This window comes from Novosphingobium sp. NFX11, assembly GCF_057376415.1.
Genome location: NZ_CP080385.1, coordinates 1,065,001 through 1,083,291 on the forward strand (window position 1 = coordinate 1,065,001; position 18,291 = coordinate 1,083,291).

General features: G+C 66.3%; 18 protein-coding genes and 2 pseudogenes. 9 read left to right on the forward strand and 11 right to left on the reverse strand.

The genetic code is table 11. The features are described 5' to 3' along the window. Nucleotides 1-137: 137 nt before the first annotated feature. The 5 genes and pseudogenes from KZO24_RS22665 (at nucleotide 138) to KZO24_RS22685 (ending at nucleotide 5,575) form a co-directional block, all read left to right on the forward strand. Complete coding sequence (locus KZO24_RS22665) at nucleotides 138-1,139, forward strand: glycosyltransferase family 2 protein (protein ID WP_271184089.1); 1,002 nt, start codon at nucleotides 138-140, stop codon at nucleotides 1,137-1,139. Between the two features lie 7 nt (nucleotides 1,140-1,146). Next, nucleotides 1,147-2,679, forward strand: a complete 1,533-nt coding sequence (locus KZO24_RS22670; protein ID WP_271184088.1) for an oligosaccharide flippase family protein — start codon at nucleotides 1,147-1,149, stop codon at nucleotides 2,677-2,679. Nucleotides 2,680-2,923: 244 nt separating this feature from the next. Continuing rightward, nucleotides 2,924-3,037, forward strand: a pseudogene (locus tag KZO24_RS22675) (aspartyl protease family protein); the annotation flags it as partial. 37 nt (nucleotides 3,038-3,074) lie between these two features. Continuing rightward, complete coding sequence (locus tag KZO24_RS22680; protein WP_486487254.1) at nucleotides 3,075-3,701, forward strand: retropepsin-like aspartic protease; 627 nt, start codon at nucleotides 3,075-3,077, stop codon at nucleotides 3,699-3,701. Nucleotides 3,702-3,754: 53 nt separating this feature from the next. Next, nucleotides 3,755-5,575 carry an ABCB family ABC transporter ATP-binding protein/permease gene (locus tag KZO24_RS22685; RefSeq protein WP_271184086.1) on the forward strand — a complete coding sequence of 607 codons (1,821 nt, stop codon included), beginning with the start codon at nucleotides 3,755-3,757 and terminating at the stop codon, nucleotides 5,573-5,575. A 1-nt stretch (nucleotide 5,576) separates the two neighbouring features. Here the strand turns inward: KZO24_RS22685 and KZO24_RS22690 are convergent, their stop codons facing one another. Further along, on the reverse strand, nucleotides 5,577-5,954 hold the full coding sequence (locus tag KZO24_RS22690; protein WP_486487255.1) for a hypothetical protein: 378 nt from the start codon (nucleotides 5,952-5,954) through the stop codon (nucleotides 5,577-5,579). A 204-nt stretch (nucleotides 5,955-6,158) separates the two neighbouring features. On the opposite strand from KZO24_RS22690, the gene KZO24_RS22695 reads away from it, so the two are divergent. Beyond that, nucleotides 6,159-6,338 carry a hypothetical protein gene (locus KZO24_RS22695; RefSeq protein WP_370425174.1) on the forward strand — a complete coding sequence of 60 codons (180 nt, stop codon included), beginning with the start codon at nucleotides 6,159-6,161 and terminating at the stop codon, nucleotides 6,336-6,338. 3 nt (nucleotides 6,339-6,341) lie between these two features. Here KZO24_RS22695 and KZO24_RS22700 read toward each other — a convergent pair whose 3' ends face one another. The 5 genes from KZO24_RS22700 to KZO24_RS22720 all read right to left on the reverse strand — a co-directional run bounded on the left by KZO24_RS22700 (nucleotide 6,342) and on the right by KZO24_RS22720 (nucleotide 9,691). Then, nucleotides 6,342-6,542 (reverse strand): DUF1737 domain-containing protein, encoded by a 201-nt coding sequence (locus tag KZO24_RS22700; protein ID WP_232493580.1) that lies wholly within the window; start codon nucleotides 6,540-6,542, stop codon nucleotides 6,342-6,344. A gap of 207 nt (nucleotides 6,543-6,749) precedes the next feature. Continuing rightward, entirely contained in the window at nucleotides 6,750-7,148 is a 399-nt protein-coding gene (locus KZO24_RS22705) for a GFA family protein (protein WP_271184083.1), read from the reverse strand. 110 nt (nucleotides 7,149-7,258) lie between these two features. Then, nucleotides 7,259-8,557 (reverse strand): ATP-dependent protease ATPase subunit HslU, encoded by a 1,299-nt coding sequence (gene hslU / locus KZO24_RS22710; protein WP_486487256.1) that lies wholly within the window; start codon nucleotides 8,555-8,557, stop codon nucleotides 7,259-7,261. A gap of 13 nt (nucleotides 8,558-8,570) precedes the next feature. Continuing rightward, nucleotides 8,571-9,149 carry an ATP-dependent protease subunit HslV gene (gene hslV, locus KZO24_RS22715; protein WP_008832063.1) on the reverse strand — a complete coding sequence of 193 codons (579 nt, stop codon included), beginning with the start codon at nucleotides 9,147-9,149 and terminating at the stop codon, nucleotides 8,571-8,573. Nucleotides 9,150-9,193: 44 nt separating this feature from the next. Then, the gene (locus KZO24_RS22720) at nucleotides 9,194-9,691 is read right to left on the reverse strand and encodes an outer membrane protein assembly factor BamE (protein ID WP_486487257.1); all 498 of its coding nucleotides are present in this window, start codon (nucleotides 9,689-9,691) and stop codon (nucleotides 9,194-9,196) included. A 171-nt stretch (nucleotides 9,692-9,862) separates the two neighbouring features. Here KZO24_RS22720 and KZO24_RS22725 point away from each other — a divergent pair, with 171 nt between their 5' ends. The 3 genes from KZO24_RS22725 to KZO24_RS22735 all read left to right on the forward strand — a co-directional run bounded on the left by KZO24_RS22725 (nucleotide 9,863) and on the right by KZO24_RS22735 (nucleotide 12,111). Then, nucleotides 9,863-10,390 carry a ubiquinol-cytochrome C chaperone family protein gene (locus KZO24_RS22725; RefSeq protein ID WP_271184478.1) on the forward strand — a complete coding sequence of 176 codons (528 nt, stop codon included), beginning with the start codon at nucleotides 9,863-9,865 and terminating at the stop codon, nucleotides 10,388-10,390. Continuing rightward, nucleotides 10,387-10,914 (forward strand): YceD family protein, encoded by a 528-nt coding sequence (locus KZO24_RS22730; RefSeq protein WP_271184477.1) that lies wholly within the window; start codon nucleotides 10,387-10,389, stop codon nucleotides 10,912-10,914. Before KZO24_RS22725 ends, KZO24_RS22730 begins: the two co-directional genes overlap by 4 nt. 213 nt (nucleotides 10,915-11,127) lie before the next feature. After that, on the forward strand, nucleotides 11,128-12,111 hold the full coding sequence (locus KZO24_RS22735) for an endonuclease/exonuclease/phosphatase family protein (RefSeq protein WP_271184476.1): 984 nt from the start codon (nucleotides 11,128-11,130) through the stop codon (nucleotides 12,109-12,111). 25 nt (nucleotides 12,112-12,136) lie between these two features. Here KZO24_RS22735 and KZO24_RS22740 read toward each other — a convergent pair whose 3' ends face one another. The 5 genes and pseudogenes from KZO24_RS22740 to KZO24_RS22760 all read right to left on the reverse strand — a co-directional run bounded on the left by KZO24_RS22740 (nucleotide 12,137) and on the right by KZO24_RS22760 (nucleotide 18,289). After that, nucleotides 12,137-15,550, reverse strand: a complete 3,414-nt coding sequence (locus KZO24_RS22740; protein ID WP_271184475.1) for a glycosyl hydrolase — start codon at nucleotides 15,548-15,550, stop codon at nucleotides 12,137-12,139. Nucleotides 15,551-15,638: 88 nt separating this feature from the next. Next, a pseudogene (locus KZO24_RS22745) lies at nucleotides 15,639-16,953 on the reverse strand (family 1 glycosylhydrolase). Nucleotides 16,954-16,963: 10 nt separating this feature from the next. Next, a complete protein-coding gene (locus tag KZO24_RS22750; protein ID WP_486487258.1) occupies nucleotides 16,964-17,626 on the reverse strand; it encodes an alpha/beta hydrolase in 663 nt (220 codons plus the stop codon). Further along, nucleotides 17,574-17,819, reverse strand: a complete 246-nt coding sequence (locus KZO24_RS22755) for a hypothetical protein (RefSeq protein ID WP_486487259.1) — start codon at nucleotides 17,817-17,819, stop codon at nucleotides 17,574-17,576. The genes KZO24_RS22750 and KZO24_RS22755 overlap by 53 nt, the downstream gene beginning before the upstream one ends. Beyond that, nucleotides 17,816-18,289 carry a hypothetical protein gene (locus tag KZO24_RS22760; RefSeq protein ID WP_271184472.1) on the reverse strand — a complete coding sequence of 158 codons (474 nt, stop codon included), beginning with the start codon at nucleotides 18,287-18,289 and terminating at the stop codon, nucleotides 17,816-17,818. Before KZO24_RS22760 ends, KZO24_RS22755 begins: the two co-directional genes overlap by 4 nt. Between the last annotated feature and the right edge of the window lie 2 nt (nucleotides 18,290-18,291).

Below are 18,291 nucleotides of genomic sequence, written 5' to 3' on the forward strand. Positions count from 1 at the left end.
GAGGCTTAAGCTTCCCCTGCCCCCTTGCATCCCCGGCTTCCTCATCCCCAACGCTTTCTTTACCACGGCAGGCATAAAGGCTGATTTGCAAACGCGCTTTCCGGCGCGCGGCCTTGATTGAGGAATCTGTTACCTACATGCCGACACCGGCGATCAGCGTTGCCATGAGCGTCTTCAACGGCGAGCGCTTCCTTGCATCCGCGATCGAGAGCGTCCTCGCGCAGGACTTCGCCGATTTCGAGTTCCTCATCATCGACGATGGTTCCAGCGACGGTTCGGCGGGACTCATTCGCGAATACGCGGAACGCGATCCGCGTATTCGCCCCATCGTACGCGAAAATCGCGGGCTCGTGGCCAGCCTCAACGAGATGATCGACGCAGCCCGCGCACCGATCATCGCACGCATGGACGCCGACGACATCTGCAGGCCGGACCGCTTCGCCCGGCAGATCGGCTTTCTTGCGGGCCATCCCGAATATGGCGTCGTCGGCAGTTGGAGCGAGGACATCGGAGAAAACGGCGAAAAGCTCGTCCGGTCCGGTGCCGACCATCCCGAGACTCACGAAGAACTGCTCGCCGCGATAGAGATCGGTGGGCAACTGATATGCCATCCCGCCGCGATGTATCGCCGTGACGTAGTCCGGTCGGTCGGCGGCTATCACGCCGCATTCCGGCATTGCGAGGACCTCGACCTGTGGCTGCGTCTGTCGAGCGTGACCAGGCTCGGCAATATTCCCGAGCGCCTGTTGCGCTATCGGCGCTATCCTGGACAAGTCTCCTCCCGCCACGCCACCGAGCAGCAGATCGGCACGGCCGTCGCCCAGATCGCCTGGCGCGAGCGCAAGGCCGGACGCACCGATCCGACCGCCGACCTCGAGCACCTGCCGCCGATCGGCGAACTCGACTCCCTTTTCGGCCGTCCCGGCATTTCCCGGCAAGTACGCGAGCAGGTCGCGCTCGGCCTGCTCTATTCGGCCAGCGCCATGCGTGATGAAGGATTCGATCTGCTGGTGAGCCACTTGCGCGATGGCGGGCGGCGTGACGGCATGTGGCGCACCGTCGCCAGACTCGTGCGCTTCGGCGAGCCGGTGCGTGCATTGCGCCTTGCCGCCACGCTCACGACCTCGACTTCGACTTGACCGCCCCATGACGGTCGAGATCGAAGCACCCGCCGCCGAGCCCCGCGCCACGGATGCAGGCCGGGGCACCGGCAGCGTAAAGTCCGCAGCCCTCTGGGCAGCGGCGAGCCAGTACACGCAATTCGTGCTGCAATTCGCAACCTCGGTCATCGTCTCGCGCTTCTTCCTGAAGCCCGAAGAGATCGGCCTGTTCTCCGTCGCGCTGGCTGCGGCGATGATCCTTTCAGTGATCCAGGACTTCGGACTTACCCGCTATCTGGGACGGCACCCCACCGCCGACGAGGACACGGTGCGGCATTGCACCGTGATCGCAGCGGGGTTCTCGCTCTTGCTTGCGGCGCTGATCCTCGCAATCGCCTGGCCGGTGGCGCGGTTCTATGGGGAACCGAGACTGTTCCCCATATTCGGGCTGATCGCGGCATCCTACCTGCTCAATCCTTGGAGCATCGTGCCGGTGGCACTGCTGTCGCGGCGGCTCGACTTCAGGGCGACGTTCATCGTCAACGCCGCCGGATCGGTAACAAACAGCGCCTGCGCGCTGACGCTGGCGGCGCTGGGGTTCTCGGCCACTTCGCTCGCCTGGGCCATGATCGCACAAGCCGCCGCGCGCGCCGTGGCGGCCCAGATCCTGCGACCGACCCCGCCCAGCCTTCGGGTACGGCGCGAAAGGGCACGCGAGATCATCGGATTCGGATCGGGCAGCGCGCTGCTCTATCTCTCCGGAGGGATCGGCATGCGCACGCCCGACCTTATCGTCGGGCGCATGCAGGGCATGACGGCGGCAGGCCTGTTCAGCCGGGGCGTCGCGCTGGCGACGCAACTTCACTACCTCGTGGCGGGCGCGGTGAGCGCGATCTACTATCCGACTTTCGCGCGACTGCGCGACGAGGGCAAGGATCTCGGCCCCTATTACGAGCGCGTGGTCGCGGCGCATGGCGCGATCGTCTGGCCCGCCATGGCCCTGCTGGCAGTGCTCAGCGAGCCGGTGATCCTGTTGCTCTACGGTCCCGGCTGGGCCGAGGCGGCGCCGCTGCTCGCCTTCGTCGCGATTGCCGAGTGCTGTTTCGTCGCGCTGCCGCTGCACATGGACCTGCCGATCCTGCTGGGGCGGCTGAAAGTCCTGCTCTGGTTCAACCTCGCGGACACAGCGCTGTCGGTCGGCACGCTGGCGGCGGGGGCGGCCATCGGCGTGGAAGCGGCGGCGGCCTCCCGGCTCGTCTACGGCCTCGGGTGGTTCTTTCTTTATGCGTTCTGGCTCCAGCGGATGATCGGCTTTCGCTGGCGCGCGACCGTCAGGGTCTACGCATCGTCCATCCTTGTCGCGGTGGTGACGATCGCGCCGGCGCTTTATGCCGTCACGGCGTGGCGGTCACCGGCGACGCTTGGATTCGTCGGACTTGTAGTCGCCGGTACGGCATCCGTGGTGGCCTGGGTGGCCGCGATCATGCTGTTTCGGCACCCCGCTCGAGACGACATAAAGGGCATGGCGGGGCACATTCTCACGCCGATACGGATGCGCCTGCGCCTCAGCCAAAGCTGAAATATTTATCCGTTTCACGTAGTGTTCCACGCAATATCGTGATAAACTGACATTCTCTATAAAGAACGCGAGGCACGTACCTCGCGGGGAGGATGCAATGTCGGGAATGAGCATGGCGCTGGCGATGCTGATCGCCAATCCCGTTATCCTCGGGGCAACCCCTGCCCCGATCACGGGCCCCGCACAGCCCGGCGCCGAGCCGCAGGGCGATATGGTCCAGGGCGACACCGACGCCCATGCACGCATGACCATCGCCGTCGCCGTCCATGGGACCGGGCCCTATCGCTTCCTCATCGACACCGGATCCCAGCGCACCGTCGTCTCAACCGCGCTGGCAGGCACCCTCAAGCTGGCGCAGGGACCGCAAGTGCGCGTGGTGGGCATCGCGGGAGCGCATGACGTCGCCACGGCCCAGGTCGAGATCCATCACGATCGGCCCGCGCGCCTTTTACGGCCTGACCGTGCCCCTGCTCGAACGCGCGAACATGGGCGCCGACGGGATTCTCGGCACCGACAGCCTGCAGCATCAGCGCGTGCTCCTCGATTTCGCGCGAAACACCATCACCATCGGCAACCTTGCCGAGACCGGCGGCGGGCGCGGCTTCGAGATTGTGGTGCGCGCCAAGGAGCGCTCCGGCCGCCTGATCATGACCGACGCGCTGATCGATGGCGTACGCACCGACGTCGTCATAGATACCGGCGCCAGCGGCACGATCGGCAACCGCGCCTTGCAGGAGGCACTGGCGAAGAAGCCACGACAGGCCATGCTCAAGGGTGCGGTATCGAGCGTCACCGGGCAGGAACTCGCCGTCGATCTCGGCGTCGCGGACAAGCTGGAGCTGGGCGGGATCGGCGTATCCAACGTCGTCATAGCCTATGCCGACGCCCCCGCGTTCAGCGAGCTGAAGCTCAGCCGCAAGCCCGCGATCTTCCTTGGCATGCGCGAATTGCGGGCCTTCAAGCGTGTCGCCATCGACTTCACGAAGCGCAAGGTTTCGTTTGACCTGGCCGGTGCGCGTTGACGGACAGCGCATTGCCGGATTGTTTCGTGACGTCGAGGCCCTAAATAGCGCCGATGCCTCCCGATACCGCCGTTCGCGATTCCAATGCCCGCCACGATGGCTGGCGCACGCTCCTGCGCTTCCTGCCGTACCTGTGGCCGCGCGACAATCCGGCGCTGCGCTGGCGGATCGTCTGGGCCTGCGTGTTCATCGTTCTCTCTACGGCGACGCAGCTGGTGCTGCCGTACATGATGAAGTGGGCGGTCGACCTGATGGGCACGACCGGGCCGAAGCTGCTCCAGCTGACCATGCTCATGGTGCTCGGCTATTCGGCCGGACGGCTGGCGCAGACCGGCTTCGACAACTTGCGCAATATCGTGTTCGAGAAGGTCGGGCAGGACGCGACGCGCCAGCTGGCGGAGAACGTGTTCGGCCAGTTGCACCGACTGTCTCTGCGTTTCCACCTTGCCCGGCGCACCGGCGAAGTCACCAAGACCATCGAGCGCGGGACCAAGAGCATCGACACGATGCTCTACTTCATGCTGTTCAACATCGCCCCCACCGTGCTGCAGCTGCTGGTCGTGGCGGTGATCTTCTGGGTCAATTTCGGCCCCGGCCTCGTCGCCGCGACGGCGCTCGCCATTGCCGCCTATATCTGGGTTACCCGCGTCATCACCGAATGGCGGACCAAGCTGCGCGAACAGATGAACCGCCTCGATGGGCAAGCCCTTTCCCGCGCGGTCGATTCGCTGCTGAACTACGAGACGGTGAAGTACTTCTCCGCCGAAAAGCGGGAAGAGGAACGATACGCACAGGCGACCCGCGCCTATGCCGTCGCCGCCGTGAAGAGCGAGAATTCGCTCGGCCTGCTCAACATCGTGCAGGGCGTGGTGATCAACCTGCTGATGGCGGGTGCCCTGGCCTGGACGGTTTACGGCTGGTGGCGCGGCAATTATTCGGCGGGCCAGCTGGTTTTCGTGCAGACCTACCTCACGCAGTTGTTCCGGCCGCTCGACATGTTGGGCATGGTCTATCGCACGATCCGGCAGGGCCTGATCGACATGGCCGAGATGTTCCGCCTGCTCGACACCTCGGTGGAAGTCTCCGATGCGCCGGGAGCGCCTGCGCTGGTCATCCGCAAGCCTTCGATCGTGTTCGATGATGTGGTTTTCGGTTACGAACCCGACCGCACGATCCTCCATGGTCTTTCGTTCGAGGTGCCTGCCGGTCAGGCCTTCGCCATCGTCGGCCCCTCGGGCGCGGGCAAGTCGACGATCGCGCGGTTGCTCTATCGCTTCTACGATCCGCTTTCGGGCCGCATCCTGATCGACGGGCAGGACATACGGGAGGTCACTCAAGTGAGCCTGCGCGGCGCGATCGGTATCGTTCCGCAGGATTCGGTGCTGTTCAACGACACCATCGGCTACAACATCGGCTACGGCCGCGACGGCGCCGAGGTCCAGGAGATCGAGACCGCGGCACGCGGCGCGGCGCTGATGGGCCTGATCGACCGGCTACCGCAGGGCTTCGAAACCGAAGTCGGCGAACGCGGTCTCAAGCTCTCGGGCGGAGAGAAGCAGCGCGTCGCGATCGCGCGAACGCTGGTCAAGAACCCGCCGATCCTGATCCTCGACGAAGCGACCAGTGCGCTGGACTCCCGCACCGAACAGGACATTCTCACCACCTTGCACCGCGTGGCCGAGCATCGCACTTCGTTGTCGATCGCCCATCGCCTGTCGACCATCGCCGACGCGGATCGCATCCTCGTCCTCAACGAAGGGAAGCTGGCCGAGAGCGGCACCCATTCCGAACTGCTGCGCCATGACGGGCTCTACGCAGAAATGTGGGCGCGCCAGGCGGCCGAAGCCGAAGCGATGATCGAGGCCGCCGAGTAGTTCAGTAACCCGAGGCCTTGCACAGCGCCTCGAGTTTCTGGACCTGCGGATGATCTTCGCCATATTGCCGGCGATAGATCGGGCGGTTGTCGCACGCCTGTTTCTGGAATTCCGGCGTGCCGGGCGCGGGGCGGGAATCGGATGGCGTATCGCTCGATGCTTCCTGCCCTGCATCCTTTTCGCGTTGGCGGCGCGCCTGTTCCTCCATGCGCGCACGGTTGAACACGCCCTCCGCTGCCTGACCCGGCGAGATTATGGGCACAATGTCTTGCGCCGCGACCGGCACGGCGATGAAGGCCGCGGCGGCAAGAGGGTCGACCGTCTTGAGGACCATGTCGTTCTCCGCAAGCTTAGGCGTTTTCCCGTCAGGCGACATCACCTGGCGGGAAAACATTACAGACCGCAAATTCTGGAGCAATCAGCCTGAATGCTCCTGCGTCAGGGCAAGTCGAGCATCGCGATGCGGGGCGTGCGGGCAAGGCGAAAGCCTGCGGACCGTGCCTCAATCACGGTGAACCCGTCAGGGAACCCTTTGAACCTTCAGCAGTTCGTTCGGGAAGAGTTCTGCCGGAGACATGATTCGATGAAGTCCAGCTTTGCGGGTATCGGTGCGCTTGCCCTCGCGGCAACGCCCCTCTGCGCCATCCCGCTGGCCCTGCCCTCCAATGTGGCGCAGGCAAAGGCCGAGAGCATCGCCGAGCGTGCCTTTGCCATGGATCGGGCAGACCACGACGTCAGCCCTACGGACGACGCCCCTCGCTGACTGTCACTTGACGACGTCGGCCTCGTGCCAGACGACGGCCTGGGCAGCCTTCATGCAGTTCTCGGCCGTATCCCATGATAGTGACGGCGAACCGTAGAGCCGCCAGCCCTGCGCCAGAGCTTCCGACACGCGCTCACAGAAGGCACGGTCGTCCGCTCCTGTCAGCAGGCGATATACGGGGCGATCTTCCGGGGTCTGGTACATGTGAAGCACTCTGGTTATCCGATATCAGATGCCTAGCCATTCCAGCCCGAACGGCAAGGCCCCGATCGCATAATCGACCTGCAAAAACAGCCCGGCCATACGGCATTCGTCCCAAGACCGTTTCCAACCCGGCGAGCATAGGCAAGGCCAACCCCGGATGGAGTTTCACTCCGTCCAGATCCAGCTCTGCAAGCGTACAGGCCACCGTCATCCCGGATAGCGCTCGAACTCCGGCAGGCTGGCCGCGTGCTTCATCCAGCTGATACGCTCGGCAACCTGGATGTGCGCCTGCGGCTGCAGGGTATCGGGCTTGTCCAGCGAGGCGACCTGAATATCGACCAGACCGGGCAGGACCGCTTCGTTGACGTAATAGAGCCCGGATCCGCACGTCGGGCAGAAATGACGGATCGCATCCCCGTTGGAGCTGTAGGACGAAGCCGCTCCTGCCGTCACCGCGAAGTCATCCGCCGCGTAAGCTGCCCATGCGACAGCCGGCGCCCCGGAAGACTTCTGGCAATCGGCGCAATGACAGAACGCGACGTGCTGCGGCTCCCCTTCGACGCTGTAGCGCACCGCGCCGCACTGGCATCCACCTTCGAGTTTCATCGCGATTCTCCTTCGCCGCCGAAGCTACGCGATTGACAGGAACATTCAAGGAACAAAAAGGGCGCGAGCAAGCTGCCCGCGCCCCGTCTGAACCATTCCGGTGCTGCCCGTCAGAGAATGTACTTGGACAGATCCGCGTTGCCCGCGAGGCCGGACAGCTTGTCGCGCACATAGGTCTGGTCGATCGTCACCGTTTCCCCCTTGCGGTCCTCGGCCTCGAAGCTGAGTTCCTCGAGCAGCTTTTCCATCACGGTCTGGAGACGTCGGGCGCCGATGTTCTCGACGCTCTCGTTCACTTGCGCGGCGATCTTCGCGATCTCGCCGATGGCGTCTGCGGTCACTTCCACCGTCACCTGCTCGGTGCCGAGGAGCGCCTTGTACTGGGCGATGAGGTTGGCGCGCGTCTCCGAGAGGATGCGCACGAAGTCCTCTTCGGTCAGCGCCTTCAATTCGACGCGGATCGGCAGGCGTCCCTGAAGTTCGGGCAGCATGTCGCTCGGCTTGGCGACGTGGAAGGCACCGCTGGCGATGAAGAGGACATGGTCGGTCTTCATTGGGCCGTACTTGGTGGCGACCGTGGTGCCCTCGATGAGCGGCAGCAGGTCGCGCTGCACGCCTTCGCGGCTGACCGAGCCGCCGCGCACGTCCGAGACGGCGATCTTGTCGATCTCGTCGAGGAAGACGATGCCGTTATGCTCGGCGTTCGCCAGCGCGACGCGGGCGACGTCGTCCTGATCCAGCCGCTTTTCCGACTCCTCGTCGACCAGCTTGTCCCAGGCGTCAGGCACTTTCATCTTGCGGCGCTTCATGCGCTGGCCACCCAGCTTGCCCATGATGTCGCCGAGGTTGATCATGCCGACCGAGCCGCCCATTCCGGGAATCTCCATCGGGCCCGCCGGAGCGTCCTCGACCTCGATCTCCACTTCGGTCTCGTTCATCGCGTTTTCGGTGATGCGCTGGTGGAAGGCGGCGCGCGTCGCCTCCGAGGCGCCATCGCCGACGAGCGCGTTGAGCAGGCGATCCATCGCCGCCTTGCTGGCCGCCTCACGCACGGATCTGCGGCGGCGCTCCTTCTCCAACCGGATCGCTTCCTCGACGAGGTCGCGGGCGATCTGCTCGACATCGCGGCCGACGTAGCCGACTTCGGTGAACTTGGTGGCTTCCACCTTCACGAAGGGTGCGTCGGCCAGCTTCGCCAGGCGGCGGCTGATCTCGGTCTTGCCGCAGCCCGTCGGGCCGATCATCAGGATGTTCTTAGGCGTCACCTCGTCGCGCAGGTCGGCATTCAGGCGCTGACGGCGCCAGCGGTTGCGCAAAGCGACGGCGACGGCTTTCTTGGCCTCGGTCTGGCCGACGATGTGCGCGTCGAGCGCGGCGACGATCGCCTTGGGCGTGAGATTGTCGTTCATGTGGGTTCCCGGCTCAGACGGTCTCGACCGTCACGCGGTCATTGGTGAAGACGCAGATGTCGGCGGCGACCTGCATGGCCTTGCGCGCGATCGTCTCGGCATCGGTTTCATAGGCGTCGATCGCGCGGGCAGCGGCCAGAGCATAGTTGCCGCCCGAACCGATCGCGGTGATCTGGCTGTCGCCGCCAGCCGCTCCCTCGGGCTCCAGCACGTCGCCGTTGCCGGTCAGCACCAGCAGGGTATCGGCATCCGCGACGATCATCAGCGCCTCTAGGTTGCGCAAATACTTGTCGGTGCGCCAGTCCTTGGCGAGTTCGACCGCCGCCCGCATGAGCTGGCCGCGATACTGCTCCAGCTTGCGTTCGAGACGCTCGAAAAGGGTGAAGGCGTCGGCAGTGGCGCCCGCGAAGCCGGCGATGACCTTGCCGCCTTCTCCGATGCGCCGGACCTTGCGGGCGTTCGGCTTCATGACCGTGTTGCCCATGGAAACCTGACCATCGCCGGCGATGACGGTCTTGCCGCCCTTGCGTACGCCGATGATGGTCGTTCCGTGCCACTGAATGAGGCCGTGGCTCGCCCCGTCGTTGTTCATGAGCGCGGATATATGCCGCGCTCCGAATGGTTCAAGACAGGAGATCAGCTGCCGTTCGGACCGGGGCCCGTGTTCGAGCCGGTGTTGCCGCCCATGCCGCCCGCGCCGACCGCGCCGATGTTGCCGAACAGATCCTCGAGCAGGCTGCGGTGGCGGCCCAGCGTCGGCGTGACGTGGCCATCGGGATTGATCCGCGCGACCTGTTCCGCGCCGCGCTTGTCGACGCCGACGACGTTGTTAGCCGCGTCGAAGCGGACGCGCAGCACGGTCTGGCTGTCCGTGCGCGGCTTGCGGAACGGCGGCGTCTTCACCTGCTGCGAGACGTAGTACCAGTCCTTGGTGCCGAACTGGCTTTCGAAGGTCGGGCGACCGAGGGTCTTTTCCACCGACATGCGGTTGTCGATGCCCGGCTGCACCGGATCGAGCAGCGCCTGGTCGATCAGGTAACCGCGATGGTCGCGGATCGACGTGCAGCCGCCGACCAGAGTGGCGACCGCCAGCGCAATGCCTGCCGCTGCCACCTTGAGACCCACCTTGCGCATTTCAACACTCCAAACCGCAGGTATGGAAGCCGCAGGCATTGCCAGCCGCGCCCATACCCATATATCGCCAGACGGCCTTAAGGCCCCATCCGCGCCCGCGCAATGGGCGTTGGGGCAGACCGGTTGAATTGCTCCTTAACGGATATCCTCGAAGAAAGGCCCGTAACCATCGTGTCCCTGATCTCCCGCCTTCTCGGCAAAGGCCCCGACTCCCGCGAAGCCGCGCGGCCGCTGTGGCATCGCGTGGTCGAAATCGCGCGCGAAAAGGCATGGTATGCCGAGTGCGGTGTCGCCGATACCGTGCCTGGCCGCTTCGACGCGGTGACGCTGGTGATGGCGCTGGTCATGCTGCGCGCCGAGCGCGACAAGGAAACCGACGATACGCTGATCAACCCCTCGGTGCGGCTGACCGAGCTGTTCGTGGACGACATGGACGGCCAGTTGCGCCAGTCGGGTGTCGGCGATCTCGTCGTCGGCAAGCGCATGGGCAAGCTGATGAGCGTGCTGGGCGGCCGGATCGGTGCCCTGCGCGATGCGCTCCCACAGGACGACGCCGCGCTCGCCGCCGCGCTGGAGCGCAACGTCACGCTGGTGGAAGGCGCCGACACCGCGCGCCTCGCCGCCCGCGTTCGCGCGCTTCACGCGCAGATCGATGCCCTCTCCAACGAAGACCTGCTTGCTGCTAGGATCGCGCGATGACCCCTGAATTCTCCCGCCTGCTGGACGTGCGCCAGATCGAAGGCAAGCACGTCCGCCTCTCGCCCAACGAGGCCGAGCGGGCTGCTCTCACCGAACGCTTTCTGCTGGTGCGGATCGACGAACTCGTCGCCGAACTCGACCTCTCGACGTCGGAGCGCGAGGGCGGCTTTCGCGTCGAGGCGCGCGGCACCCTTAAGGCCGAGATCGTCCAGCCCTGCGCCGTTTCCGCCGAGGATGTCCCGGTATCGATCGACGAACCGCTGTTCTTCCGTTTCGTGCCCATGGCGACGGATTACGCCCCGGACGAGGAAGTCGAGCTGACCGCCGACGAACTCGACGAGATCGAATACGAAGGCACCCACGTCGATATCGGCGAGGCGGTAGCGCAGAGCCTCGCCCTTGCCATCGACCCGTTCCTGACCGGGCCCGAGGCCGATACGGCGCGCAAGGCGGCGGGACTCGGCACGCCCGAGGACAGCGGCCCGTTCGCCGCGCTCAAGGGCCTGAAGCTGGGCGGGGAATAAGCGCCACTTCGTCATTGCGAGCATAGCGAAGCAATCCAGGGCCGCGTAAACCGCCCTGGATTGCTTCGCTATGCTCGCAATGACGATCGAGGGCGTCGTCCTGCTCTGAACACCGTCACGCAGCCTTCACCGAACCGCAACGCCAGTTTCACACGGCGCGCCTAGTGGCGCCGTCAGGACCACGTTGCGAAAAGTTCGGGGGGAACGCGTCGCATGAAGAGCCTGACGAAGATGTCGCTTGCGACGGCCGCTGCGGTCGTCGTGCTCAACCTGTCGAAGCCCTCGCCGGCGGCGGCGCCCGAACGTCCCTTCGCTACCTCGGTGCGCGATGACGGAACGCTTTCGGTCATGACCTATAACGTGAAGGGCCTGCCCTTCCCGCTCGCCTATGGCCGGGCCGAGGCGCTGGAAGCGATCGGCGACCGGCTCCGCAAGCTGCGCCGCGAAGGACGGCAGCCCGACGTCATCCTGTTGCAGGAAGCCTTCATTCCCGAGGCCAAGGCCATCGCCCGGCAAGCGGGCTACGCCCACGTCCTGCTCGGCCCCGGCGTCAAGGACGCAGCCCCTGCCGGCGGCGAGGCCGACGCCTTCGTGCAGAAGGCTTCGTGGAGCCGGGGCGAGACGGTCGGCCCGCAAGTCGACAGCGGCCTCGTCATCCTGTCGGATCATCCGATCGTGAAGGCCAGCCGCATGACCTTCCCCGAGGCGATGTGCGCCGGGTTCGACTGCCTTGCCAGCAAGGGCGTCGTCATCGCCTGGATCGCGGTGCCGGGGCGCGTCGGACCGGTCGCGGTGGCCGACACCCACCTCAATTCGCGCAAGGCTTCGGGCGTGCCGGTCGCCCGCGCCAACATGGCCTTCACGCGGCAGGTGGAGGCCATGCGCGCCTTCCTGCGCCGGCAGGTCGATCCGCGCACGGACCTTATCCTGGGCGGGGACTTCAACATCGGCGGAGACCCGGAGCGGATCGCGGCCACGCGCAACCTCATCGCAGGCGGGCAGGAAGCAACCACGATTACAGAAGCCGCACCGGACCAGCAGCGCGACCTTGCCGCCATCCGCGAACGCAACAAGGACAAGCTGTACTATCGCGGCCTTATGCGCCTGCGCAGCCTCGAGGTTCCCCTCGGCGAAAACACCGGACAGGACGTTTTCTCCGATCACCTCGGCTACGTGGCGCACTACAGGCTGTCGTGAACATGCCCCTGAGCGTCAGCGAGATCTAACGGCCGATCAGGGTCACGGGTCCGATCAGACCCGAAGGGCGCAGCGGTGCATCGGGACGGTAGGTCGGCATCGCCGTCCAGGTGATTGGCTTCGCGCCGGCCTGCTGGTCGCCGATCAAGCGATTGACCCAGAGGTTCGCGACCTTGACCTCGATCGTGTTCGCGCCCTTCCTGAGAGCGCGGCCGACGTCGATGCGGTAGGGCGCATGCCACAAGGTGCCCATGTCGCGCCCGTTGACCGTGACTTGCGCCAGATCGCCCACTTGGCCTAGGTCGAGCAGCAACGACTTGCCCGGCCGGGCACCCTCGGGCAGCGCGAAGCTGCGCGTATAAATCGCCTCTCCCGAAAAGTACCGGATCGCCGGATCGGCATTGTGGTCGAGCGGCGCGAGTGTCGTCAGCCGGGTCGAGGCCGGCGCGCCGCGTTCCGGCTGGAAGCGCACGGTCCAGTTGTGGTCGAGTGTGGCCAGTGTCGTCGCGGTCTTGACTGGCACATCGAGCGATCGCGCGGTCGCAGCCTCATGGAACACCACGAACACCGCATCGCCCGCCACCAGCGAGAGCGGCACTATCGTCTCATCGCCTTCGATGCGGTAGCTGACGGCTTCGCTCTCGCCCGTTTCCGGGTGCCACAAGCGCGGTGCCTTGCCGGTCACGCGGAAATGCGCTTCGACGGTTTGGGCGCTGTCATGCGGGTTGCTGAGGTAATAGATGTCGCCGCGCTCGTCCCTGCGGTGGACGAAGGGGATCTTGGCCCCGGCTGCGGCTCCGGTGAAGGTGAAGTCCGGCGCGGTGCCGATCGCCTTGAGCGCAGCCTCCACGTCGGTGCCGGGGATGACCCGGCCCTGCCCGACCCGCGCCTCGCCGGCACCGGGCCACAGCCTGGCGACGAGAGCGGACCACTCGGCATCGCTGCCCTGCCCCCGCCCGTCCATGCCCGGCGTCGCGACCGGTGCGTTGCCGATCACGGTCGCCCCGCCCTCGACGAGTGCCGCCAGCTTGCGCAGCGCGGCAAGGCTCATGCGCTGCGAGGAGCCGCCTAGGTAGATCGCCTTGTAGCGCGCTCCGCTGGGCGCGACGAGGTCGGCACCGTCGTTCTTCAGCAGGGTGTCGAGCGCATCGAAGCTGAGGAAGTCATAGGCATGGGAGACCGGGGCGTCGGCCACCGGCTTGTCGCCGTAGAGCCCGGTCAGCGGGGCTTCCTCGCCGTAGAAGTAGGCGACGTCGGCGACGTTACGCCCGGCCTGCAGCAGCAGCGAGGACCGCGCGATGTAGTCGACCCAGGGCTTTGCCATCTCGCCCCAGCTTTCCATACGGTTGAAGTACTGGCCGAAGATGAACAGCGAGAGGCCCGGCTTCTTGTCGTCGACCGGGACATGGACGGAAGTGTGGACCACTGGCCGGTTGACGCCATTGACGAATTCCATGTCGATGAAGCGCTTCAGGTCCTTGGGCGCGAAGGCCCAGGGCGCCATCGAGGCCGTCATCGATTCCGCCGCGACGAGGTTCTGCCCATAGAGATGCGCCACCGATGCCGCGCCCTTCATGTCGGCGATCAGCGTCTGGCGCGGGCCATCGTCCTTACCGAAAGTCCACATCGCCGCCATCGGCACGTCGGTCGCCTTGCGCATGGTCATGTCGTCGCCCAGCATCGGGCGCTTGTCCTCCAGCGCCTCGCCGTAAACGATCAGGCCGTTCTCATGGGCGACCTTGGCAACCGTGCCGTAATGCTCGCTGGAGAGAAGGTCCGCCAAAGTGCGGCGATAGTCGTAGAGGAACTTGTCCGACTGCGCGCGCGTGCCCACCAGCGTGCCCGTGAGCGCGGGCAGCCAGGGACGCGGATCGTAGCCGCGCAGGTTCTGGAACTGCTCGATCATCCGGGGCGTCCAGTTCGCCTCACCGACTTCGATGGAATCTGTCAGCAGCACCCGCACGCCGCGCTTGCCGACCATGTCGGCACCGGCGGCGTCCTTGTACATGCCGATGTAATGGTCGAGATAGCGGCGCACCGCCGCGCCGTCGAACTTGTCCACCTCCAGCCCGGTCGCTTCGGGCGAGGCGGGATGGTTGGTGGTGCCGAGCAGCGAATAGCCCATGCGCAGGACGCGCCAGTGCTGCCCCTTGGAAAGCGCCGGAGCCGTCCAGTCGAGGGAGCCGTCGGGCCGCAGCCTGCCGGTGAGGTCGACAACCTTGGCAGGCGCCACGCCGCTTGCCGCGTCGGCCGGTTCACCGAGCGCGTAGTAATCGCGGCTCATGATGAAGCCGGACTTGGTCTCGAAGCGGTCGACCTTGCTCCCGGCGCCCAGTGCGAAAGTGCCGACGACGAGCGGCTTCTTCGCCATCATCGCACCGATGCCGTCGAACAGGCCCGCCATCGCCGTCCCCGGAGCCGGTGAGCCGAGCCCCTCGTCCGGCTTGCGCGGATTGAGCACCACGCGGAAATGCGCGGCGGTGACAGCCGGGAAGCTCGCCGTGGTCGGCACGGCACCGAGCGTCAACGTGGTGATTGGGGTCCATGCGGTACCGTCGGTGCTGGCCTCGAGCGCGGCCGTGAAAGCCGCTCCGGCAAAGGGCACGACCACATCGGGGATATAGAGCGTCGCCGAACGCACTTCGGTCGGCCGGGCGTAGTCGAGCCGCAGTTCGGGCGCGGTGCCCTCCTTGCGCACCAACGTGACGCCGCCCGCGATGTCCGCGTCGCCGAGGGCCGCAGCATCCAGCGCGTTGCCGAGCCCATCCGAAGCGCGGGCCGCCGCCAGCGAAACCGGCATCGCCTCCGGGAACGCGAAGATGCCGATCTCGCCGTAGAACTGCGGGCCGGGAGGCGCGGGGTGGCCGGAGATCATCTCCTCGATCGACAACGCCGGGGTCAGGTTCTGGTAAGGCCCGGTCGTCTGCGGCGGCGCGGCCAGCTTGCCGGTGAAGCGCTTGCCCGGCGCTATGGACGTCTCCGACCAGACCAGCTTCTTCAGGCCATCGCGCGGCTGCACCCATGGCCCGCCGGTTTCCGACCAGCCGGGCGAGGAAGCGATGGCCAGTTCCAGCCCCTGCCGGTCCGCCTCATGCGCGGCGAAGCGGAAGGCGTCCTTCCATTCGGGCGTCATGTAGACGAGGCGATGGTCCACAACTTGCGGCGTCTGCAGGTTGGCGTCGAAAGTCTGGGCGCCGCCGATGCCGACGCGCTTCATCCATGCAAGGTCCTTGGCGATGCCGTCCTTGGTGATGTTGCCGTTCATCCAGTGCCACCAGACGCGCGGCCGGGCCGAGTTCGGCGGATCGCGGAACGCTTCGAGCAGCGGATCGCCTGTCTCCGCCGCCGCCGTGGTCGGCGCCTCCTCCTTCGCCACCGCATGCGGCGCGGCCAGGGCCGAAGCGAGCATCAGCATCACGCGAAAACGGCGACCCGGCATTCCATACTCCCCATCTCTATCCTGCGGAGCCGCTTCAGGCTCTCGCATTTATTAATATATTAATTCTAATTTTAAAAGCCCGCATGCGTTACAATGCATTTCGCCGCGCGATCGCGCCGAGCACCGAAGCACTGGGCTTGGGCGTGCGGGCAAAGGTGGCGGGATCGACGCTGCACAGGCCGAAGCGAGGCTTGTAGCCGAAGATCCATTCGAAGTTGTCGAGCAGCGACCAGTGCATGTAGCCCAGCACCGGCACTCCGTCGTCGATGGCCTGCTTCAGCCCTTCCAGCGCGGCGGGGATGAAGCGCGCGCGCAAGGTGTCGTCGTCGGTGCCGACGCCGTGCTCGGACACCAGCACCGGCACCCGCGTCGCCTCATGGACGTAGCGCACCGCACCCGCGAGCGAGGGCGCCCATACCTCGGTGCCCGACCAGTTGACGTCCGCACCATCGGGATGCGGCAGCCGCCCCTTGTCGTTCCACACCGCGCGTTCGTAGTTCTGCACGCCGATGAAGTCGTCGGCTTTCGCCACTTCCAGCCAGGCCCCGTAGGTTTCCGCGCGCACTTTGTCGCGGATCGAGTTGCGGCCCGCCGCCTGGTCGTCCAGCACCGAGAGAGTGAGGCCGACCGGCAGGTCCGAACGCACCGCCTTGATCGCCGCGCGCGCCGCCTTGTGTCCGGCCAGCAGCCCGGTCTGGATCGCGTCGAGGTCCTCGAGCGCGGCGACGTTGGCGCAGACGTACTTCTCCACGCCGAAGCGCTTGGCGGCGGCGGCAAGGGTCTGGCGCTGCATGTCCCATACCGGCGGGGGCAGCATCGGCTTGAGGATCAACAGCAGGTTGGGCTCGTTCAGTGTCATGGCCATGGCGATGTCGGCGCCGATCGCGCGGGCCACCTTGTCGCAGTAGCGCGCGAAGAGCTGCGCCGATTCCGGGTTGGTCCAGCCCCTTGCGCGCTGAACCAGCGCGGCGCGGTGAAGTGGTTGAACGTCACCAGCGGCTTCAGTCCGCGCGCGTGGCAACCCGCGACGATCGCCTTGTAGTGATCGAGCATCGCCTGCGAGAACAGGCCCTTCTCCGGCTCGATCCGCGCCCACTCCACGCCGAAGCGATAGGACGTGAGGCCGAGCGACTTCACGATGTCGAGGTCGCTGGCCCACAGTTCCAGGCTGTTGCAGGCATCGCCCGAAGGCTGGGCGAAGATCGTCGGCTGCTGGTTCTCCAGCGGCCACAAGTCGGAGGCGACATTGTTGCCCTCGATCTGGTGCGGCGCGGTGGCCGCCCCCACAGAAAGCCTGCGGGAAATGCCGGGCTCGGGCGCTTCGCGGCGGCGCGCGACACGGCGGGAGCAGCCGCGATCATGGCGGCGGCGGCGAGCATGCTGCGGCGGTCTATCTGGGTCATCAGGATTTCCTCACGAATGCGCGGAGATGAAGGTCAGAATTTCGTCGGAAAGCCGCCGGTCGGCGGTGCCGAGGTGCATGGCCATCGAGTAATGGTTGTGGCCGCTGGCATAGTGCGTGCGCGGCAGGCAGCCGTGGCGGTCCAGCCGGGCCTGCAGAAGCCCGGCCCACTCGGCCTGGAAGCGCGGCGGATCGAACTCGGCACAAGCGAGCAGCAAGGGGAGCGCGGTCTCGACCACGGCCTCGCGCGGCATCCGTCCGGCGTAGGCGTCCTGCCGCCCGTAGTAGAGCATGTCGCGCTCATCGAGCGGGGTGAAGCCGTAGAGCCCCGAGAGCAGGACGGCGGCGCGCACCATCCCGGCATGGTCGCTCCGCAGCTTCAGGAAACTGGCAATGTGAACCGAACCGGCGGAGGTGCCCAGTAGCACGATCCGCTCGGGATCGCCGCCGTGCTCGGCCGCGTGCTCCTGCAGCCATTCGACGGCAGCGGCGACATCCTCGGCCCCGGCGGGCCAGGTCTCATCGGGCGCGAGGCGGTAGTTCATCACCGCGCCCAGCATCCCGTTCGCGGCGGCCCAGCGCCCCAGATGGGCGTTGGCCCAGCCGCCGTTGCCGTTCCCGTCACCGCCCTTGTCGCCGACAAGGAAGCCCCCGCCGTGGACGAACAGCAGCACCGGGCGCGGCCCCCGCCTTCCCCTCGCGATAGAGGTCCAACCGGTTGCGCGGATGCGGGCCATAGGCGCAGTCGATCGCCACCGACGCAAGCGCGGCGGCGCGGGGCTCCTGCTCGGGCGCATAGAGCGCCCTCACCGCGCCCACAACATCGGGGCCGAGGCGGGTTCCGAGTTCGGCGATCGTATCGGTCACGCAGCCTGCTCCTTCAGCGTCCGGTCGAACAGGAAGGACACCGCCAGCCGCGTACAGGCAAGTCCCAACAGCGCGCCGTACACGACCTTGAAAGCCAGTGCCGGATGGCTGGGCACTTCGTGGAGCGGCCCGAAAAGCGCCAGCCCCGCGAGGACGAGCGCGGAGGCGATGCCGCAAGCCACGCCGCGCAGGACGATCCCCGCAACGCTTGCGGGCGTCGCCAGCCCCATCCCGCGCAGCTTCGCCCGCACCAGCAGGGTTGGCACCAGCGAAGCCATGAGTGAAACCATCACCCCTTGCGGCACGAAATCGAGCGCGAAGCGATCCGGCGCCGCCATCGTCAACGGCCTTGCGGAAGGGCCGAAGACGATGGCGAAGAACACCGCGCTCAGCACCGCGTTGATGATCGCGCTGATCGCCTGTTCGCGGCGGCGCAGCGCCCGAAGGTCCAGACCTGACGGCGCCGCCATCG